The organism is Brevibacillus sp. YAE8 (assembly GCF_057543335.1).
In genome coordinates, this window is record NZ_BAAIYG010000020.1 from 42702 (window position 1) to 55553 (window position 12852).

Genomic DNA, 12852 nt, shown 5'->3' on the forward strand with positions numbered 1-12852 from the left:
GCTTCCTTCGTGATTACTTTTTCTCGTCTACCACTTCATAGTCAGCATCAACGACATTGTCCTTCTTCGGTTCTTGACCTTCTGCTGCGCCCCCTGCATTTTGCTGCGCTTGTGCAGCCTGCTCATAGAGCTTCACGGAAATTTGTTGGATGATCTCGGACAGTTCGTCTTTTGCAGCTTTGATTTCGTCGATGTTGCCGCCTTCCAGCGCTTTTTTCACTTTGTCCTTGGCAGCGTTCGCACGGTCGATCTCCGCCTGGTCTACCTTGCCTTCCACTTCTTTCAGCGTCTTCTCGGTAGTGAATACGAGCTGGTCAGCTTCGTTGCGGATCTCCACTTGCTCTTTGCGCTTTTTGTCTTCTTCCGCATTCAGCTCGGCTTCTTTTACCATGCGTTCGATTTCTTCATCAGACAAACCGGAGTTGGACGTGATGGTGATGCGTTGCTCTTTTCCTGTACCCAGGTCTTTTGCACGCACGTTCACGATACCGTTTGCGTCGATATCGAAGGAAACTTCGATTTGCGGAACACCGCGCGGCGCTGGCGGGATATCGGACAGCGTGAAGCGGCCCAGCGATTTGTTGTCGGCAGCCATCTGGCGCTCGCCCTGGAGAACGTGGATTTCTACAGAAGTCTGGTTGTCAGCGGCTGTAGAGAACACTTGGGATTTGCTGGTTGGGATCGTCGTGTTGCGATCGATCAGCTTGGTGAATACGCCACCCAAAGTTTCGATACCAAGGGACAGCGGAGTTACGTCGAGCAGAACGACGTCTTTCACGTCACCAGTCAGTACCCCTGCTTGCACGGCAGCACCCAGCGCTACCACTTCATCCGGGTTCACGCCTTTGTGCGGTTCTTTGCCGATAAACTTCTTGATCGCTTCTTGTACAGCCGGAATGCGCGTGGAACCACCGACGAGGATTACGCGGTCGATTTCGCTTGGCGTCAAGCCTGCGTCTTTCAGCGCCTGACGGGTTGGACCCATCGTGCGCTCCACGAGTTCAGCGGACAGCTCTTCGAATTTGGCGCGAGTCAGGTTCATCTCCAAGTGTTTTGGACCAGTCGCATCTGCTGTAATAAACGGCAGCGAGATGGTAGTGGTCAGCACGCCGGAGAGGTCTTTTTTCGCTTTTTCCGCCGCGTCTTTCAAACGTTGTTGAGCCATGCGGTCTTTGGACAGGTCAATGCCGTGCTCTTTTTTGAACTCGCTCACGAGGTAGTTCATGATGACATCGTCGAAGTCGTCTCCGCCCAGCTTGTTGTCGCCGGAGGTCGCTTTTACTTCGAAGAAGCCGTCGGACAGTTCCAGAATGGAGACGTCAAACGTACCGCCGCCAAGGTCGAATACGAGAACGGTTTGGTCTTCGGTCTTTTCCATACCGTATGCAAGGGCAGCCGCGGTTGGTTCGTTCACGATACGCAGAACTTCCAGACCTGCGATTTTCCCGGCGTCTTTGGTCGCCTGGCGTTGGGAGTCGTTGAAGTAAGCAGGTACGGTGATAACCGCCTGAGTTACAGGTTGGCCCAGGTAAGCTTCCGCGTCTGCTTTCAGCTTTTGCAAAATCATCGCAGAGATTTGCTCAGGGGTGTACTGGTTGCCTTCCAATGTTTCCTTGTGGGTAGTACCCATGTGACGCTTGATGGAAATAACGGTGTTGTCAGGGTTGGTGATCGCCTGGCGTTTTGCCGCTTCCCCTACGATGCGCTCGCCGTTTTTGAAAGCGACGACAGAAGGAGTGGTGCGGTTTCCTTCGGCGTTGGCGATGACGACTGGCTCGCCGCCTTCCATTACCGCTACGCAAGAGTTAGTTGTTCCAAGGTCAATACCAATTACGCGACTCATACAATATGTCCTCCTAACACTTTCTCATCGAATGAATGGGTGAAATCAAGCTTACTCGTTCACTTGAACCATCGCCGGACGAACGACGCGGTCCTTGAACATGTATCCTTTTTGCAGTTCAGCCACTACGACGCCCGAATCAAATTCAGGGTTCTGGGTCTGCATGACAGCCTGATGAACGTGCGGGTCAAACGGCTTTCCTTGTGCCTCGATGGCGCTCAAGCCTTCTTTTTCGAAAACTTGCACCATCTGGCGGTACACCATGTTGACTCCTTCCAAAAGCGATTCTACCGTCATGGATTCCTTGTCGGCAGCAAGCGCGCGCTCGAAGTTGTCGAGAACCGGCAGCAGCTCTTCCACGATTTTCAGGGAAGCGTACTTGGCCAGATCTTCCTGCTCCTTGCGCACACGGCGTCTCAGGTTATCCATGTCAGCCATGGCGCGCAGCATGCGGTTTTGATGTTCCTCCGCCTGCGCTTTCCACTGGGCTGCTTCCTGCTCCCAGTTCACCTCGGCCGTCTCTTGCTCTCCGGCTGCCTCATTGACTTGCTCTTCTGCGGCAGACGGATCTTGGGTCATTTTTTCTTCGCTCAACGTCGATACCTCCTGGGGGCTCTTTTCCTGATTGGCAAAAAATCAGCGGAGCCGTCCTCCATTTATTTCTCAAACTGCGAAGTCAGCATGCGCGATAAGCCTTCTGCCAAATAATTGAGTACGGAAATGACTTTGCCATATTCCATTCGCGTCGGGCCAAGTATTCCAACCATCCCTGCCGGCTTGCCTCCAAGCGAGTAGGACGTGGTAATAATACTGCATTGCTTGATCGCGTCTAGCTGGTTTTCCTGACCGATGCGCACCGTAAGTCCCTCTCCCGGCATCCCGATCAAGTGCAAAAGCTGATCGTTTTGCTCCAGAAGCTCCAGAATGTCCTTGACCTTATCTACGTCGCGGAATTCCGGCTGGTTCATGATCTTGGTCGCACCGCGTAAGTAAACGCGCTCCTCTTCGTGTGTCAGCGACTTGTCGAGAATCTTCAGCATTTCCTCGTACTGCTCCGCATAGCGGCGCATCTCGCCCGATATTTCCTGATAGACGCGCTGTCTCAACTGCCACAGCGGCACATCGGTCAATTTGGCATTCAACAGGTTGACGAGGCGCTCGATTTCGCTTGCGCCAATGCCTTCGGGAAGATCGATCAGCTTGTTCTCCACACGCCCGGTATGCGTAACGACAATCGCAACCGCCTGTGTCTCGTTCAGAGGAACGATTTGAATATGTTTTAACCGATGCTCAAAAATCTCCGGCCCCAGGACAATTGCCGTGTAATTGGTCAACTGGGAAAGAATTTGAGCCGTGTACTCTACCACCTGTTCGGAATGGAGAATACGCTCGGCAAACAACTGTTTCAGTTTGCCCAATTCGGCCTCGCTCAAGTGCTGCGGCTGAATCAGATTGTCGACGTAAAAACGGTATCCTTTTGTAGAAGGAACTCGCCCTGCCGACGTGTGGGGCTGCTCCAAGTACCCCAGCTCTTCCAAGTCGGACATCTCGTTGCGAATGGTCGCCGAAGAAAACCCGATGTCCTCCCGTTTGGAAATCGTCCGGGAACCAACCGGTTCGGCAGAATGAATGTAATTATCGACAATCGCGTTCAAAATCAATTGTTGACGGTCAGATAACATGGATGTCGCTCGCCTCCCCGTTGAGCATGAAAAGAAAGATGTTGTCGCTCCACTGTTTCGGAGCGTTTGTTAGCACTCATACTTAACGAGTGCTAAATCTATTTACTAAGGTATCAATAGTAGAAGGATTTGTCAACGGACTTGAGCGAGATACACGGTCAAAATCTCACATATTTCGCCAGCAATGCCCTGATTTTAGCGCAAAAAACGCGCGAATACCTCATTTCCGAGTGGAAGTCCCTGTTTGGTCAGCTTCAGACAGCCGTCTTGCTCTTCCAGCATGCCTTTGGCAATCTCTTCTTCTATTATCGTCCCGAAAACGTCATGTGCAGACACGCCAAATCGCGAGGCGAACCCGGCCAGGTCGACCCCTTCCCGCAAGCGCAGCCCCAAAATCATCTGCTCCTCCATCGCATCTTCCTTCGGCACCGCAAACTGCTCGACGCGCGGCAAGCCTTCCTTGCATTTTTGCATGTAGATCGTAAGCGGCCCGGCGTTGACATGTCTTTGCCCGCACACGTAGCCGTGGGCACCCGCCCCCAACCCATAGTATTCACGATTGAGCCAATAGGTTTTATTATGTTTGCTCGCAAAGCCCGGCTTCGCGAAATTGCTGATTTCGTACTGCGGATAGCCGTGGCGCTCCATCTCCTCGATCAGCACCATGTACATCGCAAGCTCCGTCTCTTCCGACGGGAGCGGCAACTGGTCTTTTTGATAGAGCGTGTGGAAAAGCGTATTTTCCTCGACCTTCAGGCTGTACGCGGAAAAGTGTGTCGTCCCCAGCTCGAAAGCCTTGTGCAGCGTCTCGCGAAAAATTTCCATCGTCTGGTCCGGCAGGCCGAACATCAAGTCGATGCTCACGTTTGCAAACCCGACTTGCTTCGCGTTCTCGATGCTACGGTACACGTCGTCCCGGTCGTGAATCCGCCCCAGCCGCTTCAACAGGGCATTGTCAAACGACTGCACGCCGAAGCTGAGCCGATTGACGCCAAGCTCGTGCATAATCCGCAGCTTTTCCACGTCGGTCGTCCCCGGATTGGCTTCCATCGTAAATTCGATGTCGTCCGTCCAGTATGCGCCGAGGTGAGTCTGGACGGTCTGCAAAAACTTTCGCATCTGGGCGTGGTCGAGAAACGTAGGCGTGCCTCCGCCGACGAAGATCGTCTTGACCTCCTGGACTGGCTGCTCGCGAAACGTCAGCTCCATCTCCTTGTCCAAGGCGTCCAGATAGTCCCAGACCAGTTGCGGGTTGTTCGTCACAAACGAGTTGAAATCGCAGTAATAGCATTTATTTGTGCAAAAGGGAATGTGGATGTACACCGATTGCGGCATCATGACGCTTCCCCTCCTTCGTGTTTGAAATACAGGTGAAAAACCCGGTCGCGACAGGCTGCGCGCTTGTCGACGAATGGAAAAGACCTGACACAAGGTCAGGCCTACTTCTTATCATCCATGCGCAATACAGCCATAAACGCTTCTTGCGGCACCTCGACGGAGCCGACGGACTTCATGCGCTTCTTTCCTTCTTTTTGCTTTTCGAGCAGCTTGCGTTTCCGCGAAATGTCCCCGCCGTAGCACTTGGCGAGAACGTTTTTGCGCAGGGCGCTGATCGTTTCGCGAGCCACGACCTTGTGCCCGATGGCCGCCTGAATCGGCACCTCGAACTGCTGACGCGGAATCAGCTCCTTGAGCTTTTCGCAAATGACTTTTCCGCGGGCATATGCCGTGTCCTTGTGCACGATAAACGACAAGGCGTCGACCATTTCGCCGTTCAGGAGGATATCCATCTTCACCAGCTTGGACGGCTTGTAGCCTGCCAGTTCGTAGTCAAAAGAGGCGTATCCGCGCGTACCCGACTTCAACATGTCGAAGAAGTCGTAGACGATCTCGGAAAGCGGCATGTCGTATTTGAGCTGCACGCGGTTTTCCCCCATGTACTGCATGTCGAGGAACTCCCCGCGCTTGCCCTGGCAAAGCTGCATGACGTCGCCCACGTACTCTTTTGGCACCATGATGGTGGAGAGCACGTACGGCTCCTCGATCATTTCGATCTTTTGCGCTTCCGGCATTTTCGACGGGTTGTCGATCTCGAACACTTCCCCGTTTGTCCGGGTAATGCGGTAAATAACGCTCGGAGCCGTCGTAATCAGGTTGATGTTGAACTCGCGCTCGATGCGCTCCTGGATGATCTCCATGTGCAAAAGTCCCAGGAAGCCGCAACGGAAGCCAAAGCCAAGCGCTTGCGACGTCTCCGGCTCGAATTGCAGCGACGCGTCGTTGAGCTGCAGCTTTTCCAATGCTTCGCGCAGGTCGTTGTACTCGTTCGTCTCGATCGGGTACAGGCCGCAGAATACCATCGGGTTGATCTTGCGGTAGCCTGGCAGCGGCTCGGCAGCAGGACGGGCCGCATCGGTAATCGTATCCCCGACGCGCGTGTCGCCAACGGTTTTGATCGAAGCAGCCACGTAGCCTACGTCGCCGACAGTCAGCTCTTCCACTTGCGTCTGGCGCGGCGTCGAGGTACCGATTTCCGTCACCTCGAACGACTTGCCGGTCGCCATCATTTTGATTTTCATGCCTTTTCTAAGCGTACCGTTGATGACGCGGATCGAAGCGATAACCCCTCTGTACGCGTCAAAATACGAGTCGAAAATCAGTGCCTGCAGCGGCGCGTCCGGATCTCCCTCTGGAGCCGGCACCTTTTGCACGACCGCTTCCAGCACTTCCTTGATCCCGATGCCTGCTTTGGCAGAGGTGAGCACCGCTTCGCTGGCATCCAGCCCGATGACGTCCTCTACCTCTTGCTTCACGCGCTCAGGCTCCGCGCTTGGCAGGTCGATCTTGTTGATGACCGGAATGATCTCCAGATTGCTGTCCAGCGCCAAATAGACGTTGGCAAGCGTCTGGGCTTCGATCCCCTGAGCGGCGTCCACGACGAGAATCGCTCCTTCACAGGCAGCCAGGCTGCGGGAAACCTCGTACGTAAAGTCTACGTGTCCAGGTGTGTCGATCAGGTGGAGAATGTATTCCTCTCCGTCATCTGCTTTATAGTTCAAACGCACGGCATTCAGCTTGATTGTAATCCCGCGCTCTTTTTCCAGCTCCATCGTATCCAGAAACTGGGCTTCCATCTCACGTGCAGTCAACGCTCCGGTCAGTTCCAAAATCCGGTCTGCCAGCGTCGACTTTCCATGGTCAATGTGGGCGATGATGGAAAAATTTCGAATCCTTTTTTGTCTTTCACGGCGATCCATGTGCTGTTCGTTCCCTCCCACGCGAATCCATTCAAACGTACAGATTGCGCCTCGAAAAAATACACTAATGGTAATTATAACAAACGCTTGATATAAAGAGCAACCAAAGAGAATACGGCGCTTGTCACGTTTTTGCTCGTCACCAAAACTTTCTTTTTATGATAAAGTGATGGAAAAAGGAGATTGGCATGCAAAAGCAACGCGTGTATTCGGAGCAAATCGACTGTCTGGGCTGCCGTTTGGCCCTTTCTCTGGCGCCCGCCCACGTCGTCTATGAAAACGAGTGGGTGACGTGTCTGCTCGATATCGAGCCTTTTTCGGAGGGACACACGCTGATTCTCCCCAAGCAGCACCTCGTCGAATGGACAGATTTGGATGCGCGCACGATGCAAAACGTTACGGAAGCGGCGACTCTCCTCTCCCGTGTCTTGCGCCGTGTGTATAAGCCTGACGGGATTACGCTCTGTCAAAACGGCGGAGCTTTCAACGAGCTGACCCATTTTCACCTGCATGTCATTCCTCGCTTCCACGGCGACGGCTTCGCCTGGAGCGAGCCGCAGCACGAGCACGGAGCCGCGGCTCGCCTGCCGCAGACACGCAAGCTTCTGGCCGATGCGCTACAAGCGAGAAGCGACAAAGAGCAACTACAACGAAACGGAGACTGATCCAACGTGAAAAGCACGACCCACCGCCTGCACAGCTTGTCTGTCGCAGACATTCCCGATCTGATGGCGCTGTCCGACTCAGTGGGCTGGGACTATGACGAAGCGGAAATCCGCACGATTTTGTCTATCGGCAAAGTATTCGGGCACAAGGATGACGGCGACCGGGTCGTCTCGTCTGCGGCGATCATCGCCTATGAAGACAGACTTGCTACGGTCGGCATGGTGATCGTGCATGAATCGTGCCGCGGCCGCGGATACGGGCGCGACCTGATGCAAGCCTGTCTGGCTGCGGTGCCGGGCGATACGACCATCATGCTCATCGCTACAGCCGACGGGGAGCCGCTCTACAAAAGCCTCGGCTTTGCCACCGTCGAGCGCATCCACAAGTTTGTGCGCCCGGGCGGCAAGCTCGCAGCACCGCCGCTCCCTCCAACAGCGACGTATCAGATCGTCCCGATGAGCGAAGCGGACTTCGCAAGCGTCGCCTTGCTGGACCAGCAGGCACTCGGCAGCCGCCGCGAGCATTTTCTGCAAGCACGCATGCGGCAAGCAGCAACCTGTCTGGTAGCGAAAACCGAATCCGGCACGATCGTCGGCTACGGCTTTGCCATCCAAGGGCCAGTCAACCTGATCGCCGGGCCGATTGTCGCGCTGGATGCCGACATGGCGATCCAGTTGCTGGGCAAGCTCACGGAAAACCATCCGGGCCAGGTGCGCATCGACGTACCGGATGGACAGCCTGCCTTCCTTGCTTTTTTGGAGCAAAACGGCTTCCAAAAGGCGTCCCACCCGCCTGTCATGGTCGCGAATGCAGATCGCTTGCCGCCCCGGGCCGGCACGTACTTCGCCATCGGCGCGCAAATATACGGCTGAGTGCTGTGGGCAAGCACATGCCTCGCCAATTGCCTTGCAGCAACGAACAACCGGACCTTTTCCTCGTGACGGGAAAAGGTCCGGTTGTTTTTTTGAGAACGCCACGCCGACAGCCGTGCGTCACTCGCGATAGCGAATTTGCTCGAGCACGTTTGGCGGAAACAGCTTTTGCAGGCTGCTATTGTAGCGGCTCCCGTCTTCTGGCATCTGCATGTCTTGCACGCGGTACGTTTGTCCGTCGTAAGCGAGATAAAAGACCATCGGAGCGCTGACGCCGGAGGAATGCGCCGGATTTTTGCTCAATACTTTCACCCAGGCGTACACGACCCTGCGCTCTGCATTCGGGGCCTCCACTCCCAACAGCTCCAGACTGACCTCTCTGTCATTCGGCAGCCAGCCCAGCTTGGTTTCTTCCGTCTCCAAATAGCTGCGGACGATCGGCTCGACCAGTTCGCGGTTCGCGGGGGAAATGCCTTTTTTCACCTCGACGAACACATGTCCGAGCTGCTTGCCTTGGGACAGCACCTGCAGCTTCCAGACGCCCGGATCGGGCAGTGCGATGCCGGATGGAAAATGCCCGGACGCATCGTGCAGCGGCCCCATCACCTGATAGCTGCCCAGCTCGATGCGCTTGCCCGCACTGCTGTAAGCGACAAGCTCCACCCGAGACAACTCGCTTGCGTTCAACAGCCAGATGAAGCGCTGTGTCTGTCCTTCGTACAGGCCGTCGGGATCGGTCATCGCCCGGACAGGCTTTTCCCCTACATAGGAAAAAGATTGCTGCTCGTACGTAGCCGAAATGAGCGGCATCGGCTTCCACAAATCCGGCGCGAGAAGTTGGCCGCCCGGCAGCAGCTCTGGCACGGGCGGTTGGGGATGGGCGGCATGCTCGGCTGGCTGTGGCAGCGGCAAAGCCGTCCAGATGAGAAAGCCTAGGACGAGGACAGTCGCTGGCATGGCGAGCCTTTTCCAGCCGCTCCTTCTCGCTTCCCGGCTTATCCGCGTTCTTACCTGATCCTTCATCGCTTCGGTAAAGCGGACGTCGCGAAAAGCATTTTGATCGGCCCTGTCCTTCAAATTTGCGAGCCATCTGTTCTCGTCCATTCCCACTCACTCCCTTCCGCCAGACTCTGCTTCAGCCGTTGTCTCGCCCTGTGCAACCGGGTTCTGACTGTTCCCTCTGACACTGCGAGCACAGAGGCGACCTCGCTGATCGTCAAATCGGCATAGTAGTGCAGGACGATGACCTGGCGATACAGCGGAGGAAGCTGCAGCACTTCCGTCACAAGCTGATCCCGCTCTGCCTGGTCGAGCACGAGATGCTCCGTGGACAGCTCGCCGTCTTGCCTGATCCACGAGCGAGGCAGGATATTCCGAAACGACCAGGAGCGCAAATGGCCTTTGCATTCGTTGACCGCAATCCGGTACAGCCACGTATGAACCGTGCTCTCCCCGCGAAACCGGGGCAGATGCCGATACACTTTGACAAACACTTCTTGAGTTATATCTTCAGCCAGACTGTGATCCTTGACCAGAAAAGTGACCAGCCGAAGGACCCGCGTCCCGTACTCTTGCATGATCTGTTCGAATGCAGCGTCTGCCGTAGGCTGCAACGTATCCAAGGGCGCGACCTCCTTCACGCAAATCCTTTACTGGTTAGATGCAGCCGCGTAGATTTTGTTACAGGGAAGGGGCGGAATTTTTTTTGGCAATGATCGTCCAGCGCGTCGCCGCCCCCGGAGCGCCCGGTGGTTCCGCAAACGGATAGCCGCCGTGCTGCCAGCGATCCAGCTCGTACTCTTCCGTCTGCTCTGGCGGCTGGCTGTGGTGGCAAACGACGTTTTCCCTGCTTTGCACGACGTTGTAGCCCGAAGATTCCAGGAGCAACTCCAGCTCTCCCGGCAACAGCAGCGCCAGCTCGCGCTCCACTCGGTAGCGCGGCTGCTCCATCTGCTCCAAAAACGTCTCATAGGTCAGCGTATAGCGGAACTTTTGCTCGGCAATGAGCGTTTCTCCCTCGACTTTTTGGTACACCATCCGGTCCGGAAAAACAAACTTGCGCTGCATGAGCGACCATTTGCGGTTCACAGGCGGCAGGAGCAAGTCAATCGCCACTGTTCCGCCTTCTGTCAAATGCCGGGCAACGACCGAAAGCAACTGCCGCTGTTCCTCTCTACAGGTCGCCTGCTGAAAAATGCCTTCGGGCAGCAGCACATGGGTAAAGCGGGAAGCAAGCTGCAACTCCTGTACATTTTGCTCGATCAGCTCAAGCAGTTCCTCGTTGTCCTTGAGCATGCGCCGCTTCTTTTTTGTCGCGATCTCCAGCATGTCAGGGCTATTGTCCACGCCGCAGACGGACAAGCCGCAGCGCGCCAGCTCAATGGCAATGCGCCCTGTGCCTACGCCAAGCTCGAGCACGGACACCGGGGCTTGCTCTGCTTCTTGCAGCAGCCAGTCGCGGTAAAAAGCGATGCCCGCTTTTCCGGCAAACTGGTCGTAATAGGTGGCTTCCAATCCCGCGAATTTGGCTTCCGGGAGGCGCACATGCCGCCCTTCCCCTTGCATCCCACAGGTCGTACAGACCGAGCCTGCCAAATGCGAAAAAGGCACCCCTGGTGGGACGCCGTTTTTTGTATCGCCTAGCCATTCGTCGTAGCGGAACTTGCATACTTGGCAACTGTACACACTCATAATGCTTTGACCTCCTGTCGCGATTGCTGGACGCGGACCGCTTCCGAAAAGAAATAAACGTGTTTTTTCCCCGTGATCGGATGGGTGACCACCTCTGTCTCTACCCCGAAAACGTCGCGAATCAACCCGGGTTCAAACACTTCCTCCGGCGTGCCGGAAGCAACCAGCGCCCCGTCGCGAATGACGTACAGCCGATCGCAGTACATGGCGGCGATATTCAGATCATGCAGCGAGGAAAACACGGTAATCCCGAGCGTCTTGACCAGATCCATCACCTGTAGCTGGTACCGGACGTCCAGATGGTTGGTCGGCTCGTCCAATACGAGAAACTCGGCTTGCTGGACCAGCGCTCTTGCAATCAGCACGCGCTGCTTTTCTCCGCCAGACAAGGAAAAAAAGCTGCGCGAGGCGTACGCCTGCATGCCGACCCGCTCCAGCGCCTCTTCACAGATGCGGCTGTCCGCCGGGGTATCGGTTTGAAACAGCCTTTTATGGGGTGAGCGCCCCATCATGACGATTTCCATGACGGTAAAGTCAAACTCGATCGACGACTCCTGGCGCACGACCGCCATGCGCTGCGCATTTTGCCGGGCGGTAAGCTGATACACGTCAGCCCCGTCCAGGGAAATGAATCCGCTGCGCGGCTCGAGCGCCCGATAAATGCTTTTGAGCAAGGTGGACTTTCCGCTGCCATTCGGCCCGATCAGCCCCACAAATTCGCCGGAGCGAACCGTCAGGCTAACGTCGCGCAAAATCGTTTTTTTCTCCAGCTCGACCGAAATGTTCTCCACATGCAGATTCATCGCCCGCTACCTCCGAAAGAATATGAGCTGCGCATCATCAACCAAATAAAGAACGGACCGCCGCACAGCGCCGTGATAATCCCGATCGGCAGCTCTTCCGGCGCAAACGCAAGCCGGGCGATCACGTCCGCCCAGATCAGGAAAATGGCCCCGAACAAGGCGCTGACAGGCAGGACGCGACGATGGTCCGAGCCGACGATGACGCGAACGATATGCGGCATCATCAAGCCGACAAAGCCGATAGACCCGCTGATCGAGACGATGACGCCCGTCAAAAGCGCGGTAATGACCAGCAGCAGCTTGCGAAATTGCACCGTATTGACGCCCAGCGTCCCCGCCGCTTCTTCGCCCATCAGCATCGCATTGAGCGAACGGTATTGCGTCAACAGGACAATCAGACAGATGACGACGATCAGCGTCGGTATGGTCAAATACTCCCACTTCCCTCCGGCCAGACTGCCGCTCATCCAGAACAGGACAGAGCGGATGCCGTGCTCGTTGGGCGCGGAAAAAATAATCAGGCTGGTGATCGCAGACAGGATGGCGGAAATCGCGATGCCGGCCATGAGCAGACGCACCGTCGAGTTTTGCCCGCCGATGCGGGACAAGGTAAAAATAAGCAGGATCGAGACGAGCGATCCGGTGAAAGCACCGAAAGAAAGCGCGAATTGTCCGTACATGCTGAATGCTCCGAACAAAATGACCAGCGTCGCTCCGGCCGATGCGCCCGAGGAGACTCCCAATATGTACGGATCTGCGAGGGAGTTGCGAACCAGAGACTGGATCGCCACCCCCACAACAGACAGGCCGGCCCCGACGACAGCCCCCAGCAGGACGCGGGGAAACCGAATGTCCCAGATAATGGTCTGTTCTCCTTTTGACCAATCCACTTCCACCCATTGATTGACCAGCGGGAGATTCGCCAAGGCAATTTTCCATACCGTCGCTGGTTTGATTTCCACCGAGCCGAGTGTCACCGCAAACGTAATCGAGACGACAAGCCCGATCAGCAGGGCAACGATGATGAAGGGCATCTTG

The 12852-nt window shown here is 55.7% G+C and carries 12 protein-coding genes; 2 read left to right on the forward strand and 10 right to left on the reverse strand.

Going from position 1 to position 12852, the window contains the following annotated elements:
• Nucleotides 1-13: 13 nt before the first annotated feature.
• The 5 genes from dnaK to lepA form a co-directional block, all read right to left on the reverse strand.
• On the reverse strand, nt 14-1843 hold the full coding sequence (dnaK, locus tag AC27IT_RS19815; RefSeq protein WP_283859061.1) for a molecular chaperone DnaK: 1830 nt from the start codon (nt 1841-1843) through the stop codon (nt 14-16).
• A gap of 51 nt (nt 1844-1894) precedes the next feature.
• Nucleotides 1895-2437: a nucleotide exchange factor GrpE gene (gene grpE, locus AC27IT_RS19820; RefSeq protein WP_025844874.1), complete on the reverse strand. Its 543-nt coding sequence runs from the start codon at nt 2435-2437 to the stop codon at nt 1895-1897.
• Between the two features lie 62 nt (nt 2438-2499).
• Complete coding sequence (gene hrcA / locus AC27IT_RS19825; protein ID WP_025844876.1) at nt 2500-3525, reverse strand: heat-inducible transcriptional repressor HrcA; 1026 nt, start codon at nt 3523-3525, stop codon at nt 2500-2502.
• Between the two features lie 195 nt (nt 3526-3720).
• Nucleotides 3721-4863 (reverse strand): radical SAM family heme chaperone HemW, encoded by a 1143-nt coding sequence (hemW, locus tag AC27IT_RS19830; protein ID WP_005833109.1) that lies wholly within the window; start codon nt 4861-4863, stop codon nt 3721-3723.
• A gap of 101 nt (nt 4864-4964) precedes the next feature.
• A complete protein-coding gene (gene lepA, locus AC27IT_RS19835) occupies nt 4965-6782 on the reverse strand; it encodes a translation elongation factor 4 (RefSeq protein WP_005833110.1) in 1818 nt (605 codons plus the stop codon).
• Nucleotides 6783-6970: 188 nt separating this feature from the next.
• Here lepA and AC27IT_RS19840 point away from each other — a divergent pair, with 188 nt between their 5' ends.
• A complete protein-coding gene (locus AC27IT_RS19840; RefSeq protein ID WP_122952719.1) occupies nt 6971-7447 on the forward strand; it encodes an HIT family protein in 477 nt (158 codons plus the stop codon).
• A gap of 6 nt (nt 7448-7453) precedes the next feature.
• On the forward strand, nt 7454-8320 hold the full coding sequence (locus AC27IT_RS19845; protein WP_122952718.1) for a GNAT family N-acetyltransferase: 867 nt from the start codon (nt 7454-7456) through the stop codon (nt 8318-8320).
• Between the two features lie 120 nt (nt 8321-8440).
• Here AC27IT_RS19845 and AC27IT_RS19850 read toward each other — a convergent pair whose 3' ends face one another.
• The 5 genes from AC27IT_RS19850 to AC27IT_RS19870 are packed head-to-tail and all read right to left on the reverse strand — an operon-like array spanning nt 8441 to nt 12848.
• A complete protein-coding gene (locus tag AC27IT_RS19850) occupies nt 8441-9424 on the reverse strand; it encodes a hypothetical protein (RefSeq protein WP_327944789.1) in 984 nt (327 codons plus the stop codon).
• Complete coding sequence (locus AC27IT_RS19855) at nt 9394-9942, reverse strand: sigma-70 family RNA polymerase sigma factor (protein ID WP_005833118.1); 549 nt, start codon at nt 9940-9942, stop codon at nt 9394-9396. The genes AC27IT_RS19850 and AC27IT_RS19855 overlap by 31 nt, the downstream gene beginning before the upstream one ends.
• A gap of 58 nt (nt 9943-10000) precedes the next feature.
• Nucleotides 10001-11011, reverse strand: a complete 1011-nt coding sequence (locus tag AC27IT_RS19860) for a methyltransferase domain-containing protein (protein ID WP_487092061.1) — start codon at nt 11009-11011, stop codon at nt 10001-10003.
• On the reverse strand, nt 11008-11814 hold the full coding sequence (locus tag AC27IT_RS19865) for a heme ABC transporter ATP-binding protein (protein WP_487092062.1): 807 nt from the start codon (nt 11812-11814) through the stop codon (nt 11008-11010). The genes AC27IT_RS19860 and AC27IT_RS19865 overlap by 4 nt, the downstream gene beginning before the upstream one ends.
• On the reverse strand, nt 11811-12848 hold the full coding sequence (locus AC27IT_RS19870; protein WP_007777522.1) for a FecCD family ABC transporter permease: 1038 nt from the start codon (nt 12846-12848) through the stop codon (nt 11811-11813). Before AC27IT_RS19870 ends, AC27IT_RS19865 begins: the two co-directional genes overlap by 4 nt.
• Between the last annotated feature and the right edge of the window lie 4 nt (nt 12849-12852).